The sequence below is a fragment of the Barnesiella sp. An22 genome (assembly GCF_963931395.1).
In the GTDB taxonomy this organism is placed as follows: Bacteria; Bacteroidota; Bacteroidia; order Bacteroidales; family Barnesiellaceae; genus Barnesiella; species Barnesiella merdigallinarum.
Genome location: NZ_OZ007014.1, coordinates 2,623,537 through 2,646,348, shown reverse-complemented (window position 1 = coordinate 2,646,348; position 22,812 = coordinate 2,623,537). Strand labels below are relative to the sequence as shown.

The window sequence follows — 22,812 nt, the reverse complement described above, 5'->3', positions numbered from 1 at the left end:
TTTTGTTTTTGAGGTATAACATATCACAAAACAATCAAAAACAGAACGATTATGAAAAAACTAATCCCGATTCTTTTTGTCGTGGCAGCCATTACTGCTTGTCAGAAAGAGCCCAGCCTCTCCAAGCTGGATGACGATTATGTGGTGTTTACCGATTATGACAAATCGGCCAGCTTCGGCGACTATCTTACCTACTACATGCCCGATAGTGTGCTGCTGATTACCGATAGCGAAAAAGCCACCTACTGGACCAACGACGAGGCCAACTATATTCTCGAGACCTTTGCCGAGAATATGGCAGCCCGAGGCTTTATGCTGGTCGACTCCAAGGAGGAGGCCGACCTGGGTCTGCAGGTCAGCTACATCGAGGATGTGCACTATTTTGTCAACTATCCCAGTCCCAACTGGTGGTGGGGATACCCCGGCTATTGGGGTCCCGGCTACTGGGGGCCCTACTGGAGCAGTTGGTATTATCCCTATCCGGTAGTATACAGTTATAGCGTGAACTCCTTCCTGGCCGAGCTGGTCGACCTGACCGACCAGACCACGACAAGCAAGCGGTTGCCGGTGCTGTGGGATACCTATATGGCCGGTTTGCAGAGCAGCTCTCCCCGGGTGAACCAGACTTTGGTTATCCGAGCCATCGATCAGGCTTTCAACCAGTCGCCCTATTTGACCAATCAATAACGTGACTACCCATTTTGTATATCCAATAAAAACAGAAATCGAATTATGAAAACTATTAAACACATATCGTTATGGGTGGTAGCTGCTGCTTTTATGGTGGTTGTGCCGACCCGTGGAAACGCGCAAGCCGTTTCGAAAACCTATTTCAATGTCGATTGGCAATTCAATGCTCCGATGGGAAACAGTTATGCCGACAAGGCGAGCGGATGGGGTATGAACTTCGAGGGTGGATATTACGTGATGCCCCACATGGCCATAGGTGCTTATATCGCATATCATACCAACAACAAATATATCGACCGTCAGACTTTGGCCTTGAGCTCCAGTTCGGCACTCACGACCGACCAACAGCACTCGCTGTTTCAGCTGCCGTTCGGCCTTCTGGCCAAATATCGCTTCACGACCAGTGGTATGTTCGAGCCCTACATGACGGTAAAGATGGGGGCCAATTACAGCCGCATGTCGTCCTACATGCAGGCTTGGGAACTCTATCGCGACACTTGGGGATTTGCTGTCTCGCCCGAGATCGGTATCAGTATCTTCCCTAGTCCCAACTATCGGTACGGACTGCACCTGGCCATGTATTACAACTATGCCACCAACAAGAGCAAGGTGCTGACCTACGAAATCGACGGACGTAGCAATCTGGGTTTCCGTGTAGGTGTCTCGTTCTAATCGGTTGGAATTATATCCTCTGTGAATCAATCGGGGGAGGAGGTGCATTGTCATGTACTTTCTCCCTCGATTTTGTTAAATAAAGCGTAGCCGGTTGCCTCATAACGATATATGTATTACTTTTGTGCTGTTCGGGTAGGGGGGTATCGCCTCTCTGCCGTTACTATAACAACAGTATTTAGAAAATTTATACATGATGTATCGTCGCTTTTGGGGCGTGCTGCTTTCTATGCTTGTGTGGATGATGTGCGGTTCGTTCTACTCTTTTGCTCAATATTCGATGGACTACGCGGTGTCGATGGTCGGTAATGCCGGTAGTGGCACCTTTGCTCCCTATTTTTTGTCGGCCAACAAGCACGGTCTGGTAACTCATGGAAAGAGCGGTTATTTGCGAGCCGCCTTGTCGCGCGATATCGATATGAGCAAACGCTTCTCCTATGAGTTCGGTGCCGATTTGGTGGGACTGCTTTCGTCTACTTCGCCGGTAGCCCACTACGATGTGAACCAGGGGCTCTCTGAGCGTCGACCCCGGGTCTCTTCGTTCCGCATTCAACAACTGTATGCTGGTATCAAATATCGCAAGATTTTCATCTCGGCCGGGAATCGCGAGTTGACCGACCCCGTTGTCAACTTCGAGTTGAGCTCCGGCGGTTTGGTCTGGTCGGGTAATGCCCGTCCTATTCCTCAGGTGCGGGCCGGCTTTATCGACTTTGTCGACATCCCCTATACGAAAGGGTGGGTACAGATCAAAGGTGACATCGCCTATGGTAAATTCATGGACAGCGATTATGCCCGGGAGCATTACAACTATTACAACTGGTATATCACTACCGGAGCCTTGTATCACCACAAGTCGATTTCGTTCCGTACCAATCCCGACAAACCTTTTGTGGTGACTATCGGTGCCGAGTTGGCTGCCCAGTTCGGAGGGACTCGTCGCTATTATGACAAGGGGGTACTGATTGACTCGCTTACGATGAAAAGCCCCACGCGACTGAAAGATTTCCTGCAGGTTCTGGTTCCGACCTCGGGTGACGGCAGTACCAATCAGGGCGATCAGGCCTATTACTATGGCAACCACGTGGGGCAGTGGAATCTGTCGGCACAGTATACTTTTAAGAATAAGTCGTCTATCCGGGGATATTTCGAATGGTATTACGACGATGCTTCGGGCATGGGCAAGCTCAACGGCTGGGATGGCTTGTGGGGTATCGAGTACAAGAGCGGTCGTGAGAACTGGCTCTCCGACGTGGTGGTCGAATATGTCGACTTTACCAATCAGGGCGGCCCTTTGAACTGGTGCCCGACCGACTACGTCAACCCGGTATTGACGACCGAAGCAACGGGTTATGACGACTATTACAACAATTACTTCTATAATGGTTGGACTCATTACGGGCAGTCCAACGGTACCCCGATGGCCAAATCGACCTTGTATAATACCGATGGTTATCTGAAGTATAAGTTTAATCGCATGCGTGGGGTACACGTAGGGGCCATGGGATATATTACCCCCGAGTGGCGATACAAAGTGTTGGCTTCGTACCGGACTTCGTGGGGGTCGTTGCAGCTCCCGCTGGCCGATACCCAGCACGATTTGTCGGGATTGCTCGAGTGTCATTACACGCCTGCGAAACTCGCGGGGTGGAGTTTCTCGTTGTCGCTGGCCGGCGACAAGGGCAAGCTGTATGGCGACAACTGGGGTGTTGCTATTGGAATCAAGAAGAGTGGAATTTTAACGATTGGGAAATGAAAGGAATAATAGATATAGTACGCCGCGTTTTATTGGGCGTTTTATTGGTTGTAGCCGTCACTTCGTGTACGCAGAACGATGGGTATATAGGCCCTATTTTTGGCAAGTGGCAGCTCACCGAGATGTGGGAGGGGCAAACGATGACCCCCCACGACAGTATATATTACAATTTTCAGACCAGTATCATTCAACTGCAGTTAATTCACCGGCAAGGAATTTCGAATATAAGCGAGTCTTTTTACGGGAATTATGAGAAAGAGAACGGCGAATTACGGTTTAGCATCGTAGAACCCTCGTCCTATCCGGCTGTGTTGCCCGATGTCTTCAACCTGAAGCCGATGGGCATCGATAATGTGAATGTGTTTCACATCGAGACGTTGAACTCGTCGAAGATGGTGCTCACGCGAGGCGAAGACGAGCGCTTTGTCTTCCGCAAATTCTGATTGTAATTGTTTTTTTACAAATAGCGGATTTCCCGGTTTTCGGTATCGTCGGGGAGTTGTTGGGGATAGATTTTGACAAAACCCGAACGTGGGTCGAAAAGGTCGCCCAGGTTTTTGGTCTTGTTGCCCCAAAAGACGATACCGTTCAGATCGGTTGTCAGACGGGCCGAATAACGCTTGGGCTTGATGAGAATCGAGCCTGTCAGCCGGTGCTTGTAGAGCCATACGAAGCAGGTGTTAGCTTCCACGCCGCGAGTCAAGTATCCCACGACAGTACCCATAGGGGTTTCGGTTCGGACAGAAGATTCCAGTTTGACAATGCGATGGGTGAAGATTTCGGAAAATCGCACATCTTTGAACCTCTCTATCGATACCCGTTCACCTGTCTCGGTCATCAGCCATATACCTTCCCAATTATCGATAGGGGCCGTATCGAAGTAGTGTCGGGCACTGGCCTCGCTGTACCCTTCGAGAATGAAGCTGCGATAGGGCGGTTTGTCGTCGTAGCGGCACTCTTCGTCGGCTATCGACGAAGAGCTCAGGAGAAATCCCGCACACACCAGAAGCCAGGCCGCCGCTTTCATCAGAACTTGTAGTTAAATCCGAAACTGAGTAACTCCTTCAACTGGAAGTGGCCCAGGTCTTTGTTCAGGGCCAGCGCATCGTCGTAGCGCAGGTGCACAAACAGCCGGGTCGAGAAGAAGCGGTTGAGAATGAAGTCGAACGTATTTTCCCAGTCGCCCTGCACATGGTCGTAGCTGGTAAAGTAGAAGAGGCGGCAGGTCCACACCATGTTGTGGTAGAACTCCCACTTGATGCGACCCTCGAACGACGAACCGTATTGGTTCATGCTCTTGCCCGATTTGATGCCGAAGCTACTGGGATCCATATCGTTGTCGATGATGAACTGCAGGTTGTAGGAGAGGGGCGAGAGCGATATCGACGTCTCGAACTGTTTCTTGTCGTTCTTGTACTGGTACGACATACCTAAACCGATATTCAACTCGGCCGGCGACAGGAAGGCGGCCACCTTGTCGTTGGTGTTGGCCGTATAGCTCGAGAGGAACTGGGTCTTGAAGTTGAGGGTGGCCGTGTAGTACCATTTGTTGTAAGCCTTGAGACCGAATTTCGAGTTAATCTGGAACAGGTCCTCGCTCACACGCACCGAGCGCAGCGTGTCTTCGGGGGCGCTGTTGATATTCAAACGCCATTGCACCAGGTTCTCGAACAGGATGCGCTGCTCTTTGGGGTCGTTGTATTTGATGGAGAACTGTTGGTCGCTCAGCAGGTTCACGTTGCTGGTTCCGCCCTGATACCAGTTCTCCGATACATAGACCTGCGAGAACTGTATGGCCGACTGGAAGTTGACGACCCAGCGTTTCAGCTTTATCTTCTCCTTGCCCACATCGTTTTTGATGATAAGCGGTTTCTCCTTAATCGAGAGTACATGTTTCACCGGGTCGTTTTCGATGATGTATTGCTTGGGAACCTCGGGCAGATTGTCGAGGTTGTAGTGAATCATCTTCGGATAGTTGACAATCACATAGTTCTGTGCCATTTCGCGAGTCTTCTCCCGCTCAATCTCCCGTTGCAGCCACTGGTCGTTTACGGTGAGCGAACGGGGCTTGAAGGGGTTGTTGTCAGCCTCCGGCAGATGTTGCAGCGGGGTCGACATCTGTTCCTTGAATACGATGGGAAGGAACAGCGGGTTCACCGGAATTTCGTTCGAACCCTGTGCCGCCTTTATGCTGTCGGCATATTCGAGCATTCGCAGCATCTTGATGACCGGCAACATCTGTTCGGTCGTGTCGGTCTCCATCAACGAGAGCAGCCTCTTGTCGGCCTCTTGCTGGTATTGTATCGAGTCAAAGGGAGTAACCTGTGCAGGCCGTGCTGCCAGGCTGTCGGCTACAAGGGTGGTATCGGCCGGCAAGGGCTGAGCGGCACTGGCCGTACTGTCGGCGGGAGCTACGGTTGTGGCCGATAAACCGGTTACAGAAAGAATACCGATAAGAAGTGTGGTCATTCGTGAACCCATAGAGTCGTATATATTTTGTCGTTTGTAAATCCATGTCTCGGAGCATGAAACCCCGGCAGGACATTTTCCTCTTGTTAAATTATTTTACAAAGATAGCAAAAGGTGAGCGACAAGCAAAAATGCTAGCATTATTTGCTTGGCCGAACCGCCATCTTTCTTCGTGTAACAAAGATAGCAAAAGGAGAGCGCAGAGACAAAAGAAAACGTAGTTTTCAATTTTGATTTTGCCGAACCGCGCCTGTCTATCCAAAGATAGCGAAAAGCGTGCGGAGTGGCAAAAAGGAAACCGGGTTTTCTCATCTGCAAATAATTCTCCGGTACATTATGCAGGTATGTAGATTATTTTTCTTAATTTTGTGCCCCGTAGTGTAAATACATAAAACCATATTTTATCGTGGAAACTAAATATATATTCGTTACGGGAGGTGTAACCTCGTCGTTGGGAAAAGGTATTATTTCGGCCTCTTTGGCCCGGTTGCTTTTGGCTCGTGGATATAAGGTGACGATTCAGAAATTCGACCCCTATATCAACATCGACCCGGGTACGCTGAACCCTTATGAACATGGAGAATGTTATGTGACGGTCGACGGCCATGAAGCCGACTTGGACCTGGGCCACTACGAGCGGTTCACCAATACGCCCACGACCCGGGCCAACAACATCACGACCGGCCGCATCTATCAGAATGTGATCGACAAGGAACGCCGTGGCGATTATTTAGGAAAAACGGTACAAATCATTCCGCACATCACCGACGAAATCAAACGCAACATCAAGTTGCTGGGCTCGAAAAACCAGTTCGACTTTGTGATTACCGAAATCGGCGGTACGGTGGGCGACATCGAGTCGTTGCCCTATCTCGAGAGCGTGCGTCAGTTGCGTTGGGAGTTGGGCAAGAACTGTGTGTGCATACACCTCACCTATGTGCCCTATATCGCTGCTGCCAAAGAGTTGAAGACCAAACCTACCCAGCACTCGGTAAAACAGTTGCAGGAGGTAGGTATCCAGCCCGATATTCTGGTGCTGCGTACCGAGCACGACCTTTCGCTGAACCTGCGCAAGAAGGTGGCCCTCTTCTGTAATGTAGACCCGGCTGCCGTCATCCAGTCGATCGATGTACCCACGATTTACGAAGTGCCTTTGAAGATGCACCAGCAGCATCTCGACGAGCTCGTGCTCACCAAGACCGGCCTGCCCATCAATGGCGAGCCCCATTTGGAGCCGTGGATGAACTTCCTCCACCGCATGAAAAATGCCACCGAAACGGTTCGTATCGGTCTGGTGGGTAAGTATGTCGAGTTGCCCGATGCCTACAAGTCCATCAACGAGTCGCTCTTCCAGGCCGCTACCTACAACGACCGCAAGCTCGATTTGCAATACATCCACTCCGAGAAGCTGAACAGCGGCAATGTCGACGCCATGCTCTCGTCGCTCGACGGTGTGATTATCGCTCCGGGGTTCGGACAACGCGGTATCGAAGGCAAGTTCGTAGCCCTCAAGTATGCCCGTGAGCACGATATACCTACCTTTGGTATCTGCCTGGGTATGCAGTGCATGGTCATCGAGTATGCCCGCGACGTGATGGGGCTGACCGATGCCAACTCGACCGAGATGGATGTAACCACCAAACACAACGTCATCGACCTGATGGAGGAGCAGAAGAGCATCACCAACATGGGCGGAACCATGCGTCTGGGTGCCTACGACTGCGTGCTGGCCGAGGATTCGATTGCCGCCAAGGCCTATGGTACCACTCACATCCGTGAGCGTCACCGCCACCGTTTCGAGTTCAACAACGAGTATCGCCAGGCCTTCGAGGATGCCGGCATGCGTTGTGTGGGCGAAAACCCCGAAACTCACCTGGTCGAGGTGGTCGAGGTTCCCTCGTTACGCTGGTATGTAGGTGTGCAATATCACCCCGAGTACAACAGCACCGTGCTCAATCCCAATCCCATTTTCGTCGATTTCATCAAAGCCGCAATCTCGAAAAAATAAATTTTTAGTAATCTCAAAACCGAAGAATGGACAAGAACACGATTTTAGGTCTTGTACTGATGGTAGTGGTCGTGCTGCTCTTCTCGTGGTGGATGCAGCCATCGCCCGAGCAGTTGGAAGCTCAACGCCGGTACAACGACTCTATTGCTGCCGTCGAGGCAGAACGTATGGCCGAGGCCGCTGAGGCAGCCGCTCCGGCTCAAACCGATACCCTCTCGCCCGAGATGGCCGACTCGCTCAAGCAGGCCGGTCTGGTGGCTCAGTTTGGCGAATTTGCTCCCTGTGCCGAGGGTACCGAAGAGTTTACGACTCTCTCGAACAACAAGGTGACCCTGAAGTTTTCGAACAAGGGCGGCCGCCTCTACGAGGCCGTGCTCAACGATTATATGGCCTACGACTCGACGCAGGTGACTCTCTTCACCGGCAACGAAAACGACTATGGCTTCATCGTGCGCACCAATGCCCGGGTAATCGATACCCGCGACCTCTACTTCGAGCCGGTAGTCAACGACAGTACCGTAGACATGACGCTGACACTGGCCAACGGCAGCCGGCTGGGTATCCGCTACACCTTGCCCGAAGACAGCTATATGCTCAAGATGGACATCTGGCAGAAGGATATGGACCGGGTCATCCCCTCGAGCGTGGTCTACTGGGATTTCATCTGGGACCAGACGATGCGTCGTCAGGAGCAGGGACGTATGTTCGAGGAGCGTAACAGTGCCCTCTATTACAAGTTTGCCGGCGACGACGTAGAGCACCTGAGCGAATCGGGCAGCGACGACGAGAAGGCGACCACCAGTCTCAAATGGATCGGTTTCAAAAACCAGTTCTTCTCGACCGCCTTCATTGCTGACGGCAAGTTCAACGACGGAGCCTTCACTTCGGAGTCTTTCAAAGAGGGTAAGTACCTGAAGCGTTTCCACGCCGAGAGCACCATCGACTACGACTCGAAAGAGCCGCAGGTGGCCGGTTTCAACATCTTCCTGGGACCCAACTCGTACCCCCTGTTGTCGTCGTATGACGACGGCCGTTCGGGCGACCAGACCCTCGACCTCGACAAACTCGTGCCGCTGGGCTACAAGTTCTTCCGCTGGATCAACACCCTTATCGTCATCCCGGTCTTCACCTTCCTCGGCAAGTTCTTCAGCAACTACGGTGTCATCATTCTGTTGTTGACGATTTTCATCAAACTCGTCCTCTTCCCCTTCACCTACAAGTCGTACAAGTCGCAGGCCCGCATGCGGGTACTGGCTCCGCAAATCAAGGAGATTAACGACAAGTACCCGGGGCAGGAGAATGCCATGGAGCGTCAGCGACTCACGATGGACCTGTACAGCAAGGCGGGTGTCAACCCCATGGGTGGCTGTCTGCCGCTGCTGTTGCAGATGCCTATCCTCATTGCCATGTTCACCTTCTTCCCCTCGTCTATCGAGCTGCGAGGTGAATCGTTCCTGTGGGCCAAAGACCTTTCGACCTACGATGCCATCGTAAGTTGGGATACCTACATACCGCTCATCACGCCTTACTTCGGCAACCACATCAGCCTTTTCTGTCTGTTGATGACCATCACCAACTTGATTTATACCAAAATCAACATGCAGAACACGGCCGGCCAACAACAGATGCCCGGTATGAAATTCATGATGTACCTCATGCCCATCATGTTCCTGGTATTCTTCAACAACTATTCGGCCGGTTTGAGCTACTACTACTTCCTCTCGTTGTTGATTACCATTATTCAAACCTACGCTTTCCGTAAGTGTATCAACGAAGAGAAGGTATTGGCCGAGCTGAAAGAGAACCAGAAGAAGCCTCGTAAGAAGAGCGGTTTCATGGCTCGCCTCGAAGAGGCTCAACGCCAGCAGCAGGCTGCCCTGCGCGAGCAACAGAAACAACGTGCCAAACAGCAACGTCGCCGTTAAGCCGTTTTAGATATTTTATATGAGAGAGGCGCTCTCCCGAGTAGGGGGCGCCTCTTTTTTTTCGTTATGACTATTGAAGTATAGTATAGAATAGCCATGCGATTGAAAAAGTTCATTTGTCTCTTTACCGCTGTTTTGAGCCTTTCGCCGCTTGCGGCGCAAGAGGTTGTCTCCAACCATTCGGTTTCGGTCGAACTGGCCGGATTGATGTATGCCTATGAGTGCCCGCTGGGCGACCGGTTTTCGCTCGTGACCCGGGTCGGAACTCAGGCCGGCATCCAATATGCGTCGTATAGCAGCTTTTGGGGCGAGCGGGAACACCGCTGGAGCGTGGGCCTCTATCCGGTCTTCTCGGTGGAACCGCGCTACTATTACAACCTCTCGAAACGCTACGAGGCCGGGAAGAATGCGTTCAAGAACAGCGGCGGATTCCTCTCCTGCAATCTGCAATACTATCTGCCGCCCTATTATCGCCGGCATGTCGATAACTCGGGAGGTTTCGTGATGACTCCCTTTTGGGGATTTCGTCGGGTGTGGTACCGTCACCTGCTGTTTGAACTGGGCGGGGGGCTGAACCTCGCCTCGACCGATTTCAAGAGCGTGTCGGTAGGCCCGGCCTTCAACGTGCGGCTGGGGTATCTTTTTTAGTCAGTCATTTACAGACATACTTTGACAGCCTGGCCCGAGGTGACTACGATATAGGTTTGCCCGGGTTGGGAGTTTGTTATTGTTGTGCAGCCGCTCTCTGCCACCGTGCTTTGGATAAGCCGTCCCTTGAGGTCATATACGGCAATGGATTGGCCCGGAGCGACACCCTCGACCTGAATAAGATTGTTGCTGGCAAAGATGCGGATTCCGTCGTCTGTTGCCGGCTCTACGGTCGAGGCGCCCCGCCGGTAAATCTTGTAGGCCGCCATGCCGTTGTTGGGTGCCAGCAAGTAGACGATGGCATAGTCGTCGACATACTCCACGCACAGCGGGGTGGTGAGGTTGGCATTGGCTCCACGTCCCATGGCCGGGGTGGTGTTGCCGATAACAGTAGCTTGTGCCAGTCCGCCGGTAATGTTGAATACTTTGAGAATGCCTACCTTATTCTCGGCCGAGACGAAAATCTCTTTCCCGCCTAATGTGAAGCATACGGCACTCGAAGCATCGGTGGCCGGTCTCTCTTCGCCGAACTCACCGATTACTTCGCCGTTGAGGTTGTAGAGTTTGCGGGGGCAGTATTGTCCGGTGATGAAGAACGAACTCGCATCGCGGATGACCGCTTGCGAAGCGGGGGCCGTCATGCCGTGACCCGGTATGACGCGAGGCTCGCCAAACGTACCGTTGGCAAAGGGTATGATAGCTGCCATTCCCGAGTTCCCGGCTGTGGCCAGATAGCCCCCTTCGGCCGAATAGAAGGCTCCGGTGGCAGCCAGATAGTCGGCCTCGCCCAATCCCGGTACGGGCAGGGCAAACTGTTGTACGATGTCTCCCTGTTCCCGGTCGCACTGTGCGATATAAAGTGTATCGGAATCGCCACCGGTACCACCCAGCAGCATGGCTCCGTCGTCGGTAATGGCCAGTCCGCTCATCTTGCGGCCCGAAAGTCCGGTGTCGTGTTCTGCGATGAGGGAGCCGTCGGTTCCGTCGACTACCACGAAGCGGCCCGTCTCGCGGTTGGGTATGTAGAGTTTCCCCTCATAAACACCCATTGCGTTTTGTCCTTCGGTCGTGAGGTAGGAGAGTTCGCTTTTCCGTTTCGACCAGAGCGACGAAATACCCACCGAGATGTCGGCCGTGATGTCCGATAGCTTGAAGTAGTCGGTCGTCATCATGTCGCACCCGTAGTCGTAGTAGGTGAGGAAGTTGCTCTCCGAGTTGACGGTCCACACGTTTACCTTCAGTCCCGCATCGTGAAACTGCTTGACGGCCTTCTCGTCGAAATAGCCTATTTGTATGTCTACGTCGAATCCCTGTTCGACACACCAGTCGAAGTGGTTGGCCCAGTATTGGCCGGTGAGGAATTGTATCTGTATCTCGGGGTAGTTGCTGCGAATGTATTCGAGGCATCCTCTCATCGACGAGAGTATCACCGCCTTCTCGGCAAGCCCCTTTTCCCGGATGAGGCCGATGAGACCGGGTATCTTTGAAAAGTCGTTGTTGCCCGATTCGTTGGAGTGTATGCCGGTGCACCATTTCAGTTCGATTACGGGGAAGCAGTCGTACTGGTTGCAGATGTCGAGATACTCGGCCAGCGTGCAGAGTCGGCCGGTATAGGCCACCCCGCCGCGGGTCTGGCTCAACTCCAACTCCTGAAGCGAGGCGAGGGTAGAGCCCTCGATCGAGACCGAATGGCCCAGGCGAGACAAATCGTCGTCGTGCGAGATAACATATTCGCCGTCGGCCGTAATCTTGATGTCACACTCCAGGCCGTCGTATCCGGCCCGGGCTCCGTTGACAAAGGCTTCGGCCGTGTTTTCCACGCCCCAATAGCTGCCCCGGTGGCCCACCAGTTGCGGCTGGGCCTGCAACAGGCTCGGGGTCAGAGCCAGGCAGGAGAGGCCGATGAGAATCTTTTTCATGGTATGCAGGTTTTTTGGTTTGTTCAAAAATAATGAAATTTTTATATACAATATTAAAAAGCCGGGTAAATCTTCTTACACACCCCGGGATGGTCGAGTTACGTTTGTATGTGGCTATGGAGGATGTTACGGAATAAATGGTCGGCCGGGTGCACATCGTTCTAGGAAAGACGCCGAATGGTGAAAAAACGAGAGAGGACTCCGTTCCCAGCCGGGAATACGGAGGCCTCTCGCTATATAAACTAAACCTATGGCTCGATCAGTTGTTTTCGGGGCGCAATTTGCGCACGGTAACACCGGCTTGCCACATTTCGCTGTCGCGCAACTCCTTCAGCTCCTTGTTCAACCCTTCGCGGTATCCCTCCTTGCTGTTGGCGTCGATCGAGCGTTGAGCCTCGTTGCCCTTGGCTACCTCGTCATACAGCTCTTCGAATACCGGTTTGGTGGCGTCGCGGAAACGCTTCCACCAGTCGAGGGCTCCCCGTTGGGCCGTGGTCGAGCAGTTGGCATACATCCAGTCCATACCGTTCTCGGCGATGAGGGGCATGAGCGACTGGGTAAGCTCCTCGACGGTTTCGTTGAAGGCTTCCGAGGGGCTGTGACCGTGAGCCCGCAGGGTGTCGTACTGGGCGGCAAAAATACCCTGGATGGCCCCCATGAGGGTACCGCGCTCGCCGGTGAGGTCGGAGTAAACCTCGCGTTTGAAGGTGGTCTCGAACAGATAGCCCGAGCCGACCCCGATACCCAGAGCCAATACCTTCTCCTTGGCGTGCCCGGTCGCATCCTGGAATACGGCGTAGCTCGAGTTGAGGCCGCGGCCTTGCAGGAACATGCGGCGCAGACTCGTACCCGACCCCTTGGGGGCTACCAGTACCACGTCGACATCGGCGGGAGGCACGATGCCTGTACGCTCTTTATAGGTGATGGCAAAGCCGTGCGAGAAGTAGAGCGTCTTGCCCGGCGTGAGGTGCTTCTTCACCTGCGGCCACACCTCGATTTGTGCGGCATCGGAGAGCAGGTATTCGATGATTGTGCCCCGTTTGCAGGCCTCTTCGATTTCGAAGAGCGTTTCGCCGGGTACCCAGCCGTCGGCTACCGCCTTGTCCCAGGTCTTGGAATTTTTACGCTGGCCTACAATCACCTTGAAGCCGTTGTCGCGCAGGTTCATGCTCTGTCCCGGGCCCTGCACGCCATACCCGATAACGGCGATTGTCTCGTTCTTGAGTACTTCTCTTGCTTTCTCCAAAGGAAACTCTTCGCGGGTAACTACGTTCTCGTCAACACCGCCAAAATTCATGATTGCCATGTTCTTTTACGTTTTGAGGTTATGGAATTTGTATTTATCTGTTTTCAAAAATGATTCGTCCTTTGCAATAGACGGTCTGGTCGTCGCGTATCTCGAGGGCGAAGTTGTCGGGCGCCTCCTCGGCTTTGAGCAGTTGCAGCGGGGTGCCGTAGCGGGCCTCGTTGGCATAGCTGATTTCGAAGCGGTGCACCTGCTGGCGGTCGTAGCGCTCGAGGTCGAAGAGGTCGAGCAGATGCTCGATATACTTCACGCTGTTGACGTGCCGGTTGAGGTCGATGTCGATGTATCCCACGCGATGCGTGGCGGGATGGTCGTCGTGCACGTCGCGCACTCGCGACTGCTTGTCGATGGGGCAGGGACGGTCGGTGATGTTGCGGGCGATGTAGTCGAGCTGGCTGAGGTCGACCGATGCCCGGGTCTCCAGGTCGATTACCACCCATATCGTGCGGGCATAGCCGCAGGGGGTTCCGTCGGCCCCGTAGATGGCAAAGTTGCGCGACGAGAAGTGCTTGTTGTACCCCTCGATCCAAGTCTCGAGCGTGTAGTTCTCGTGGATGCGTGGGTAGCGGGTCATCTCGATACTCAGTCGCGAGAGTACCCACACTTGCCGCTGTTTGATGAGGTCGCTGTACCCGATGCCCCACGATTCGGCATGCAGCGTGGCTACCTCGAGTATCCGCTTCACCAGCAGGGGCAAGGGCAGCTCCTGTTGGGCATTGGCCTCGGCCGGTTCTACCGTATAGCTGTGGGTGTAGACCGGCTGGACGGGCGATTCCGAAAGTGCTTGATTCTCTTTCATAGTTGGTTCTGGCGATATTGTTGTTCTTGTAAAAACAGGCTTACGTGCTCGACCGTCGATTTGGTGATGGCCACGCGGCCCGACCGCACGAACTGCATCACCTCGTAGCGGCTCAGCTCCTCGAAGAGGGCTTGGGTTTCGTCGGTATGCCCCGATTTCTCGATGACCGTGTAGGTACGGTTCACCTCCAGGATGCGGGCGTTGTGTTTCCGTATCAGCTCCTCGATACGGCTGTCGTCGAGCAGTTTGTCGGTAGGCACCTTGTAGAGGGCCACCTCTTGGAATACGATTTCGTCGTCGGTGTAGAAGAAGGCTCGCAGTACGTCGATGCGTTTCTCGATCTGCTTGACCAGCTTCTCCATTGTTTCGCGGTCGCTGTATGTGGTGATGGTGAACTTGTGTATCCCCTCGGCGGCCGAGGCCGATACCGACAGGCTCTCGATGTTGAGCTGTCGACGGGTGAAGATAATCGAGATTTGGTTGAGCAAGCCCACCTGATTCTCGGAGTAGACGGTTACGGTATATAATGTTTTGTCTGTCATATCGTTATTCATATTTTTCGGTAGCGTTGAGCATGATGTGGGTTACACAGGCTCCGGCGGGAGTCATGGGGAATACCATACCGTCGGGGTCTATTTGTACGTCGAGCAGGTAGGAGCCGCGGTGAGAGAGCATCCGTTCGATGGCATCGTCGAGCTCCTCGCGGGTGGCTACCCGTTCGCCGTCTATGCCGTAGGCTGCGGCTATCATTGTAAAGTCGGGGTTGAGCATGGGGGTCTCGGAGTAGCGGTGGTCGAAGAAGAGGGCCTGCCACTGCCGCACCATGCCCAGAAAGTTGTTGTTGAGGATGATGATTTTCACATCGATGCCGTATTGCATGATGGTGCCCAGTTCCTGGATGGTCATCTGTATGCCCCCGTCGCCGGTAAAGAAGCAGACGGTGCGGTCGGGGTTGCCTATCTTGGCGCCGATGGCTGCCGGCAGACCGAATCCCATCGTGCCCAGACCGCCCGAGGTGACGAGGCTGCGCGGGTGCTTGAACCGGTAGTAGCGGGCCGACAGCATCTGATTCTGGCCCACGTCGGTTACCAGAATGCTCTCGTTGCCGGTCGCCTCCGATACCTTGCGGGCCACCTCGCCCATGTTCATGAGCGGCTTTTGCGGGTGTATCTCGGGCTCGATGACCTTGACGCGCTCCGCCTCTTCGCAGGGGACAAACGACTCGAGCCACTCGGTGTGTCGGGCCGGTTCCACCTTCGGGAGCAGGGCCTGCAGCACGGCCCGGGCGTCGCCCAGTACCGACACGTCGCACTTCACGTTTTTGTTGAACTCCGAGGGGTCGATGTCGATGTGGATGATGCGGGCCTGTCGGGCATACTGGTTCACGTCGCCCGTTACCCGGTCGTCGAAGCGCATGCCTATGGCGATGAGCAGGTCGCATTCGTTGGTCTTGATATTGGCGGCCACGCTGCCGTGCATGCCCAGCATGCCCTTGTAGAGCGGGTGGTCGGTGGGGATGGCCGAGAGGCCCAGCAGGGTGCAGCCCACGGGGATGTCGGCCTTTTCGGCCAGAGCGGCCAGTTCGGCTTCGGCCTGGGCGATAATCACGCCCTGTCCGGCCAGGATAAGGGGTTTGCGGGCCTGGTTGATGAGGCGGGCGGCCTCATCGATTTCGGCCGGCTTGATGGCCGGGTAGGGGTTGTAGCTGCGGATGAACTGGCAGGGCTGGTAGTCGAAGTCGGTCAATCCCGTCTGGGCATCTTTGGCGAAGTCGAGCACTACCGGGCCGGGGCGTCCGTTGCCGGCAATGTAGAAGGCGCGGGCCACGGCCCAGGCAATCTCGTCGCTGCGGCGTATCTGGTAGCTCCATTTGGTGACCGGCTGGGTGATGCCCACCACGTCGGTCTCCTGGAAGGCGTCGGAGCCCAGCAGCGACGAACCTACCTGCCCCGTGATGACGATGAGCGGCGTGCTGTCCATCATGGCATCCGACAGGCCGGTGATGATGTTGGTCGCCGCCGGTCCCGAGGTGACCAGCACGACACCCGTCTTGCCCGATACCCGGGCGTAGCCCTGGGCGGCGTGGGTGGCGCCCTGCTCGTGGCGCACGAGTATGTGGTTTATCTGGTCGCGATAGTCGTAAAGTACGTCGAATACCGGCATGATGGCTCCGCCCGGATACCCGAAGATGTATTCTGTCTGTTCTGCAATCAAGGCTCTGATGAGCGCTTCTGCTCCGCGTATTTTTTCTGTTGCCATAATCGTTTCGTAGATTTTAGAGGGGGATTAGATGAGTCGAACGGCACCTTTGTCGGCCGAGCTGACCAGGGCCGCATAGGCCTGCAGGGCTTTCGATACGGTGCGTTGCCGTTGTCGGGGGGTGAAGGCCGCCTGGCCTCGCGCCAGCTCTTCGGCGCGCCGCCGTTCCAGTTCGGCATCGTCGACCAGCAGCTCGATGCTTCGGTTGGGGATGTCTATCTCGATGAGGTCGCCGTCGCGTACGAGACCAATATTGCCTCCCGCCGCAGCCTCGGGCGAAATGTGGCCGATCGACAGTCCCGAGGTGCCGCCCGAGAAGCGTCCGTCGGTAATGAGGGCGCAGGCTCTGCCCAGGTGTTTCGACTTGATGTAGGAGGTGGGGTAGAGCATCTCCTGCATGCCGGGGCCACCCTTGGGGCCTTCGTAGGTAATCACCACTACGTCGCCGCTTTCGACCCGACCGCCGAGTATCCCTTCGCAAGCCTCTTCCTGCGACTCGAATACCTTGGCCCGGCCCTTGAAGTGGAATATCTTTTCGTCGACACCGGCCGTCTTGACGATGCAGCCATCCTGGGCGATGTTGCCGAAGAGCACGGCCAGGCCGCCGTCTTTGACATAGGCGTGTTCGAAGTCGCGAATACAGCCTGTGCTGCGGTCGGTATCGAGGTCGCTGTAGTAGTTCTCCTGCGAGCCCAGTACCAGGTTGAAACGGTTGCCCGGTGCGCTGTGCCACACCTGTTTGGCCTTGGTCGGGCATACGCCGCCACGTATGGCATAGGCTTCGATGGCCTCGGCCAGCGTGTGGCGGTCGACCCGGTGCACCGAGGTGTCGATAAGCCCCTCGTCGGCCAGGATAGCCAGAATCGAGAGGATACCGCCGGCCCGGTTCACATCCTGTATGTGGTAGTGTGAGTTGGGGGCCACCTTGCAGAGTACCGGCGACTTGCGCGACAGCCGGTCGATGTCGCTTATCGTGAAGTCGACACCCGCCTCGCGGGCGATGGCCAGCAGGTGCAGCACGGTGTTGGTCGAGCCGCCCATGGCGATGTCGAGCGTCATGGCGTTGAGGAAGGCCGCGCGGGTAGCTATCGAGCGGGGCAGCACGCTCTCGTCGCCGTCGCGGTAGTAGGCCTGGCAGTTTTCGACAATCTGTCGGGCCGCTTCGACGAAGAGCCGTTCGCGGTTGCGGTGCGTGGCCACGATGGTGCCGTTGCCCGGAAGGGCCAGCCCGATGGCTTCGTTGAGGCAGTTCATGGAGTTGGCGGTAAACATGCCCGAGCAGGAGCCGCAGGTGGGGCAAGCCGCATGTTCCACGCGGCGCACCTGCTCGTCGTCGATGCTCTCGTCGGCCGATTCGACCATGGCGTCGATCAGGTCGAGGCCCCGTCCGTCGAGGTGTCCGGCCTCCATGGGACCGCCCGATACGAAGAGGGTGGGGATATTCAGCCGCATGGCAGCCATGAGCATGCCCGGCGTTATCTTGTCGCAGTTGCTGATGCACACCATGGCGTCGGCCTTGTGTGCGTTGACCATGTACTCCACGCTGTCGGCGATGAGGTCGCGCGAGGGGAGCGAATAGAGCATGCCGTCGTGTCCCATGGCTATGCCGTCGTCGATGGCGATGGTGTTGAATTCGGCGGCAAAGCACCCCAGTTTCTCAATCTCTTTTTTGACCGTCTGTCCGATTTCGTGCAGGTGTACATGCCCCGGGACAAACTGGGTGAACGAGTTGACTATGGCAATGATGGGGCGTCCCATCTGCTCGGCCTTCATACCGTTGGCCCGCCACAGGGCCCGGGCTCCGGCCATTCGCCTGCCGGCCGTACTGGTTGTGCTTCGTAACTGATGTTTCATCGTATCTACTGTTTACAAAAAAAAGAAAAACCTTTCCGCGCAGGTGGAAAGGTTTTACAATTACTCTTGATTGTTTATAACTATGAATTGAAGTAACTACATACGCCTTTCCACCTTACCGACTCACGACAATAAGTTCGCTAATAATAATCGATAGAGAAATGACATGTAGTATCATAATCATCATGCTGTGTGATTAAATGGTATTGCAAATGTAAAACTCTTTCGTGAAATAAGCAAGAGTTTTGAAAGAAAATTTGTGGCTGAAATTTAATTTTGCTTTTATTTTGCTTGTTTTTGCAACAAGAAGATATATAATAATGTGTCTTTGCCAAAACTCCTCAACCGGAGTGTAGCCCTCGGTTGTGCATCTCGCCGGCAAATAGAGGGGATTTGAAAAAATAAAGTGTATATTTGCAGTGCCTTATTACGATAACGAGATAGGTATAAAATCCATATAATTCGGGGAACCTTGAGAATGCGACGTTTCATAACAGCCTGTGGAGTAGCCATCGCCTGTGGGGTGTTGGTGGCGTGCAGTCCTACCCGTCATGTCCCCGACGGCAGCTATCTGCTCGACCATGTGAAGATAGAGACCGATGCGAAGGAGGTGAAACCCTCGGATCTGAAGTCGTATCTGCGACAGGAGCCCAACCACCGGATGTTCGGTCTGTTTCGTTTCACGCTGGGGCTCTACAACCTCTCGGGCAACGACTCGACCAAGTGGTTCAACCGCTGGGTGAGAAATGCCGGAACCCCGCCCGTCATCTACGACCCGATGCTGATGGAGAACTCGCGCCTGCAGATGGAGAAGGCGATGTTCAACAAGGGCTATATGTCTGCCCGGGTCGAGGCCGATACCACTTCGCGGGGCAAGCGCATGGATGTGGTCTATCGCGTGTCGGCCAATACGCCGCACTATATAGCCAATGTCGATTATCACATTGCCAACGATACTCTGTCGCGGCTGATCGAGCGGCGGTTCTCGAACCATTCGCTCTTGAAGAAGGGCGACAACTTCGACCGGAACGTGCTCGACGAGGAGCGGCAGCGCATCTCCGACATCTTGCGGAGCGACGGTTTCTATGCCTTCAACAAGGAGCTCATCACCTATACGGCCGATACCGCCGACCACTCCAAGGCGGTGAACCTGACGCTGAACATACGGCCCGATTCGATGGTCAACACGTCGGGTTATCGACCTTACGAGCGCTACTACATGCGCAAAATCTATTTCGTGCTCTCCTACGACCCTACGGCTACCGATGCTATCGACGTCTCCAACGCCGGGGAGTACAAAAACTACTATTTCATCGAGGGCGATCACCCCTATATACGTCGCGAGACACTGGTCGAAAACTGCTTTATCCGGCCGGGGCTCCTCTTCAGCAGCCGCGATGTCGACAACACCTATACCGCTTTCGGCCGGTTGCACATTGTCAAGTATGTCAATATCCGTTTCGAATCGGCCGGTCGAAGTGCCGAGGGGCGCAACGAGCTCGACTGCTATATTCTGCTCAGCGAGGACAAGCCTCAGTCGGTTTCGCTCGAGGTCGAGGGTACCAATTCGGAGGGAGACCTGGGGTTTGCCGTGGGGGCCACCTACGAGCACCGCAACATCTTCAAGGGTTCCGAGACCTTTTCGACCAAGGTGCGCGGGGCCTACGAGAGTCTCTCGGGCGACTTGAGCGGACTCATCAACGACCGCTACACCGAGCTGGGGGGCGAGGTGGGCATCACCTACCCGAAGTTTCTCTTTCCCTTTCTGCGCACCGATTTCCGTCGGCGCATGAAGGCCAGCACCGAGTACAGCGTGAACTTCAACTTCCAGCAGCGGCCCGAGTATACCCGTGTCATCTGGGGCACGGCCTGGAAATACAAGTGGACGACCAATCGCGGATTCTTCCGCCACAACTACGACCTGCTGGATATAAACTACGTCTATCTGCCCCACAAGACCGACGACTTCCTCGAGACCATCGCCCCCGACAACCCGCTGTTGCGGTATAGTTACGAGGATCACTTCATCATGCGCATGGGGTATACCTTCTATTGTTCGAACCTGAACCCCTCCAATCCCGTGCAGCGTCGCACCAACGTCTATACGCTGCGGGCTGCCGGGGAGGTGGCCGGCAACGTGCTCAACGCCTTTTCGCGGCTCACCTCGAAGTCGCAGCCGACCGACGGTTACAAGATATTCGGCATCCGCTATTCGCAGTATGCCAAGTTCGATTTCGATTACAGCTTTACCCACCTGATCGACGACCGCAACTCGGTGGCTTTTCACGTGGGGGGCGGTATCGGTATTCCGTACGGCAACTCCGATATTCTGCCTTTTGAGAAACGCTACTACTCGGGTGGTGCCAACAGTGTGCGGGGGTGGTCGGTGCGTACGTTGGGCCCCGGTAGCTACAATGGCAACAACCTGGTGTCGGAGTTTATCAACCAGTGCGGCGACATCCGGCTCGACATGAATCTCGAGTATCGGGCCAAACTTTTCTGGAAAGTCGAGTTAGGCGCCTTTGTCGATGCCGGCAACATCTGGACCATTCGCAACTACGAGGCGCAGCCCGGCGGGCAGTTCCGACTCGACTCGTTCTATAAGGAGATTGCGTTGGCCTATGGTCTGGGCATTCGTCTCGACTTCAGCTACTTCCTCTTGCGGTTCGACTTGGGTATGAAAGCCTATAACCCGGCTGCCGGACAGGAGCATTGGGCCATTGCTTCGCAGAATTTCAAGCGCGACTCGGCCTTTCACTTCACGGTGGGGTATCCCTTCTGATGCACGGGCTTGGGGGTGTAGCTAAAAAAAGTAGATTCTTATATTTGGAATATCGCGAAATATCCCTAACTTTGCAGCACTTTTCTATGAAAGGTCGGTTGAGTAGCTCAGCTGGATAGAGCAACAGCCTTCTAAGCTGTGGGTCTTGGGTTCGAATCCCAACTCAATCACCTCAAGGGAGCAAGCATTTCGTTTGCTCCCTTTTTTTATGGCCCAATCTTCAAAGCCCCCGGGTGGCAGGCTGGTATTGCCTGTACAAGGGGCTTGGCATCGCATTCGGGCGATATGTTCAATCGGGAATAGAAGTAGTGGGGTAATGTGCTTTTTCGTGAGGCGTATGTATAGCGCATGCAGCGGCCATTGATAGGTGTGTCGGTTGCCGTTACGTGTGGGGTGTTGTGTTTGATAAGAGGCGTAGAGTGGCGGTTATGCGCCCAGCGAGTCACACTCGTCGCTGCCACCGCCCACGCTGCCCACTTTTACCTGTTTGCTCGACTTGAATACCAACATGTCGGCCACCAGGTAGTTGAATACACCCGAGATGAGCAGGGCGGCGAGATTACAGTAGACTACATTCCACTCGAATATCTTCTGGAAGATGAGCAGGAATACCATCTTGATCAGGAATCCTGCACCCGACGAAAGATTGAATACCAGGAATCTGAGGCAGAAATCGCGTGTGGAGCGATGTCCCAGACGGCTTTTCCAAATCCAGAAGTAGGAGCACATGAAGTTGCTCAGTACGGCAAATTCGAAGCTGATGGTGGGTGAGAGTATGTATTTGCCGAAATAGCTGGTGAATATGAAGTGGTCACATATCCATAGCACGAAGGTGTCGACCCCTGTACCAAACAGGCGGCTGACCACGAATTGCAGATAGATGCGTAGTTTCAATATTCCGGCTTTCACGACCTTTTCGCTTCGTTACTTATTTCTGGAAGGGTTTCAACGGGTCTTGTTGCGACAGGGCGCGGCGGTCGGTTACGAATTGCACGAGCCAGGCGATGAAGAGGAAGCAGGCGATGAAGAGGCCGGCTACATCGAACAAGCCCAGTGTCTGGCCGCCGATAGTCCATTTGATATCTTCGAGCGAAGTATATATGAATATGGTGTTAATCAAGATGATAACCAGTCGCAATTCGGTGGGGCCCAGTTTACCGTAGGTAAGCAGGAATTTGCCTTTGACGATGGTCGAGATATAGGTATAAATCGAGAGCACCAGATAACCGGCCAGTACCAGCATGGCTACATCGAGGCGGAACATCGGCGACAAACCGGCACCGATACACATGATGCAGATGGTGATGGCATCGAGCGAGTGGTCGATAAAGAATCCGTAGACCGGGCGTTGCGTATTGCGCACACGTGCCAGCGTGCCGTCGAGGCTGTCGCCGTACCAGTTGATGAACAGACCCAGTGACGAAAGCCACAAGTAATTCTTATCGATATGTGCCAGTATAAAACCGACTGCGCAGATGACTGCACCCAGCAGACCCGTATAGGTGAGGAAGTCCGACGTAACCCACGAGGGCTGACGTTGAGCCAACCAAACTAATGCTTTTTTCTCTGCTGCATTGAGCAGAGAGGTCTGAATCCTTTCTGATGTTTCTTTCCCCATATCCTAAATTTTGTACAAAAGTACAGATTATTTGGAAAACCGAGTAAAAAAAATCCATGAATTTACGGGGGTGTGTAAAAGATTTGAAATTTCTGTTTCGGTTCGGTGAA

General features: G+C 54.4%; 18 protein-coding genes and 1 tRNA gene. 9 read left to right on the top strand and 10 right to left on the bottom strand.

The features are described 5' to 3' along the window. The first annotated feature begins 51 nt into the window (after positions 1 to 51). The 4 genes from ABGT88_RS10945 (at position 52) to ABGT88_RS10930 (ending at position 3,558) form a co-directional block, all read left to right on the top strand. The gene (locus tag ABGT88_RS10945) at positions 52 to 687 is read left to right on the top strand and encodes a DUF4136 domain-containing protein (RefSeq protein WP_258328170.1); all 636 of its coding nucleotides are present in this window, start codon (positions 52 to 54) and stop codon (positions 685 to 687) included. A gap of 45 nt (positions 688 to 732) precedes the next feature. Beyond that, positions 733 to 1,362, top strand: coding sequence for an outer membrane beta-barrel protein (locus ABGT88_RS10940; protein WP_346702094.1), 630 nt, complete (start codon positions 733 to 735; stop codon positions 1,360 to 1,362). A 193-nt stretch (positions 1,363 to 1,555) separates the two neighbouring features. Then, positions 1,556 to 3,115, top strand: coding sequence for a capsule assembly Wzi family protein (locus ABGT88_RS10935; RefSeq protein ID WP_346702092.1), 1,560 nt, complete (start codon positions 1,556 to 1,558; stop codon positions 3,113 to 3,115). Beyond that, a complete protein-coding gene (locus tag ABGT88_RS10930) occupies positions 3,112 to 3,558 on the top strand; it encodes a lipocalin-like domain-containing protein (protein ID WP_346702090.1) in 447 nt (148 codons plus the stop codon). The genes ABGT88_RS10935 and ABGT88_RS10930 overlap by 4 nt, the downstream gene beginning before the upstream one ends. 14 nt (positions 3,559 to 3,572) lie before the next feature. Here ABGT88_RS10930 and ABGT88_RS10925 read toward each other — a convergent pair whose 3' ends face one another. Next, complete coding sequence (locus ABGT88_RS10925) at positions 3,573 to 4,142, bottom strand: hypothetical protein (protein WP_300130990.1); 570 nt, start codon at positions 4,140 to 4,142, stop codon at positions 3,573 to 3,575. Beyond that, positions 4,142 to 5,596, bottom strand: coding sequence for a DUF3078 domain-containing protein (locus tag ABGT88_RS10920; protein WP_087408635.1), 1,455 nt, complete (start codon positions 5,594 to 5,596; stop codon positions 4,142 to 4,144). The genes ABGT88_RS10925 and ABGT88_RS10920 overlap by 1 nt, the downstream gene beginning before the upstream one ends. 391 nt (positions 5,597 to 5,987) lie before the next feature. Here ABGT88_RS10920 and ABGT88_RS10915 point away from each other — a divergent pair, with 391 nt between their 5' ends. The 3 genes from ABGT88_RS10915 to ABGT88_RS10905 all read left to right on the top strand — a co-directional run bounded on the left by ABGT88_RS10915 (position 5,988) and on the right by ABGT88_RS10905 (position 10,165). Next, a complete protein-coding gene (locus ABGT88_RS10915; RefSeq protein WP_087408634.1) occupies positions 5,988 to 7,592 on the top strand; it encodes a CTP synthase in 1,605 nt (534 codons plus the stop codon). Positions 7,593 to 7,618: 26 nt separating this feature from the next. Then, positions 7,619 to 9,517: a membrane protein insertase YidC gene (gene yidC / locus ABGT88_RS10910; RefSeq protein ID WP_087408633.1), complete on the top strand. Its 1,899-nt coding sequence runs from the start codon at positions 7,619 to 7,621 to the stop codon at positions 9,515 to 9,517. Positions 9,518 to 9,619: 102 nt separating this feature from the next. Continuing rightward, positions 9,620 to 10,165, top strand: a complete 546-nt coding sequence (locus ABGT88_RS10905) for a hypothetical protein (protein ID WP_258328175.1) — start codon at positions 9,620 to 9,622, stop codon at positions 10,163 to 10,165. A gap of 8 nt (positions 10,166 to 10,173) precedes the next feature. On the opposite strand, the gene ABGT88_RS10900 is transcribed toward ABGT88_RS10905, so the two are convergent. From ABGT88_RS10900 to ilvD, 6 genes are all read right to left on the bottom strand, one after another. Next, positions 10,174 to 12,084, bottom strand: a complete 1,911-nt coding sequence (locus tag ABGT88_RS10900) for a glycerophosphodiester phosphodiesterase family protein (RefSeq protein WP_346702087.1) — start codon at positions 12,082 to 12,084, stop codon at positions 10,174 to 10,176. Between the two features lie 259 nt (positions 12,085 to 12,343). After that, positions 12,344 to 13,390 (bottom strand): ketol-acid reductoisomerase, encoded by a 1,047-nt coding sequence (gene ilvC, locus ABGT88_RS10895; protein ID WP_087408630.1) that lies wholly within the window; start codon positions 13,388 to 13,390, stop codon positions 12,344 to 12,346. A gap of 34 nt (positions 13,391 to 13,424) precedes the next feature. Continuing rightward, a complete protein-coding gene (locus ABGT88_RS10890; protein ID WP_346702085.1) occupies positions 13,425 to 14,189 on the bottom strand; it encodes an acyl-ACP thioesterase domain-containing protein in 765 nt (254 codons plus the stop codon). Then, positions 14,186 to 14,731, bottom strand: a complete 546-nt coding sequence (gene ilvN, locus ABGT88_RS10885) for an acetolactate synthase small subunit (RefSeq protein WP_087408668.1) — start codon at positions 14,729 to 14,731, stop codon at positions 14,186 to 14,188. The genes ABGT88_RS10890 and ilvN overlap by 4 nt, the downstream gene beginning before the upstream one ends. 4 nt (positions 14,732 to 14,735) lie before the next feature. Further along, positions 14,736 to 16,448: a biosynthetic-type acetolactate synthase large subunit gene (gene ilvB / locus ABGT88_RS10880; protein WP_087408628.1), complete on the bottom strand. Its 1,713-nt coding sequence runs from the start codon at positions 16,446 to 16,448 to the stop codon at positions 14,736 to 14,738. A gap of 27 nt (positions 16,449 to 16,475) precedes the next feature. Then, entirely contained in the window at positions 16,476 to 18,302 is a 1,827-nt protein-coding gene (ilvD, locus tag ABGT88_RS10875) for a dihydroxy-acid dehydratase (RefSeq protein WP_346702082.1), read from the bottom strand. A 478-nt stretch (positions 18,303 to 18,780) separates the two neighbouring features. Between ilvD and ABGT88_RS10870 the strand changes: the two genes are divergently transcribed. Then, positions 18,781 to 21,084 carry a BamA/TamA family outer membrane protein gene (locus ABGT88_RS10870; protein ID WP_346702080.1) on the top strand — a complete coding sequence of 768 codons (2,304 nt, stop codon included), beginning with the start codon at positions 18,781 to 18,783 and terminating at the stop codon, positions 21,082 to 21,084. A gap of 96 nt (positions 21,085 to 21,180) precedes the next feature. Beyond that, positions 21,181 to 21,254 (top strand) — tRNA-Arg (locus tag ABGT88_RS10865). A gap of 256 nt (positions 21,255 to 21,510) precedes the next feature. Here ABGT88_RS10865 and ABGT88_RS10860 read toward each other — a convergent pair. Together ABGT88_RS10860 and ABGT88_RS10855 are read right to left on the bottom strand one after the other, a co-directional pair. Beyond that, complete coding sequence (locus tag ABGT88_RS10860) at positions 21,511 to 21,993, bottom strand: GtrA family protein (RefSeq protein WP_241147826.1); 483 nt, start codon at positions 21,991 to 21,993, stop codon at positions 21,511 to 21,513. Positions 21,994 to 22,012: 19 nt separating this feature from the next. Next, complete coding sequence (locus ABGT88_RS10855; protein WP_087408625.1) at positions 22,013 to 22,702, bottom strand: CDP-alcohol phosphatidyltransferase family protein; 690 nt, start codon at positions 22,700 to 22,702, stop codon at positions 22,013 to 22,015. Between the last annotated feature and the right edge of the window lie 110 nt (positions 22,703 to 22,812).

Excerpts from the sequence above, each read along its gene's own strand:
- ABGT88_RS10945 (WP_258328170.1), top strand. The coding sequence starts at position 52 with ATGAAAAAACTAATCCCGATTCTTTTTGTCGTGGCAGCCATTACTGCT.
- ABGT88_RS10855 (WP_087408625.1), bottom strand. The coding sequence starts at position 22,702 with ATGGGGAAAGAAACATCAGAAAGGATTCAGACCTCTCTGCTCAATGCA.
- ABGT88_RS10870 (WP_346702080.1), top strand. The coding sequence starts at position 18,781 with ATGCGACGTTTCATAACAGCCTGTGGAGTAGCCATCGCCTGTGGGGTG.
- ABGT88_RS10940 (WP_346702094.1), top strand. The coding sequence starts at position 733 with ATGAAAACTATTAAACACATATCGTTATGGGTGGTAGCTGCTGCTTTT.
- ABGT88_RS10935 (WP_346702092.1), top strand. The coding sequence starts at position 1,556 with ATGATGTATCGTCGCTTTTGGGGCGTGCTGCTTTCTATGCTTGTGTGG.
- yidC (WP_087408633.1), top strand. The coding sequence starts at position 7,619 with ATGGACAAGAACACGATTTTAGGTCTTGTACTGATGGTAGTGGTCGTG.
- ilvD (WP_346702082.1), bottom strand. The coding sequence starts at position 18,302 with ATGAAACATCAGTTACGAAGCACAACCAGTACGGCCGGCAGGCGAATG.
- ilvB (WP_087408628.1), bottom strand. The coding sequence starts at position 16,448 with ATGGCAACAGAAAAAATACGCGGAGCAGAAGCGCTCATCAGAGCCTTG.
- ABGT88_RS10920 (WP_087408635.1), bottom strand. The coding sequence starts at position 5,596 with ATGGGTTCACGAATGACCACACTTCTTATCGGTATTCTTTCTGTAACC.
- ilvN (WP_087408668.1), bottom strand. The coding sequence starts at position 14,731 with ATGACAGACAAAACATTATATACCGTAACCGTCTACTCCGAGAATCAG.
- ilvC (WP_087408630.1), bottom strand. The coding sequence starts at position 13,390 with ATGGCAATCATGAATTTTGGCGGTGTTGACGAGAACGTAGTTACCCGC.
- ABGT88_RS10930 (WP_346702090.1), top strand. The coding sequence starts at position 3,112 with ATGAAAGGAATAATAGATATAGTACGCCGCGTTTTATTGGGCGTTTTA.
- ABGT88_RS10900 (WP_346702087.1), bottom strand. The coding sequence starts at position 12,084 with ATGAAAAAGATTCTCATCGGCCTCTCCTGCCTGGCTCTGACCCCGAGC.
- ABGT88_RS10890 (WP_346702085.1), bottom strand. The coding sequence starts at position 14,189 with ATGAAAGAGAATCAAGCACTTTCGGAATCGCCCGTCCAGCCGGTCTAC.
- ABGT88_RS10925 (WP_300130990.1), bottom strand. The coding sequence starts at position 4,142 with ATGAAAGCGGCGGCCTGGCTTCTGGTGTGTGCGGGATTTCTCCTGAGC.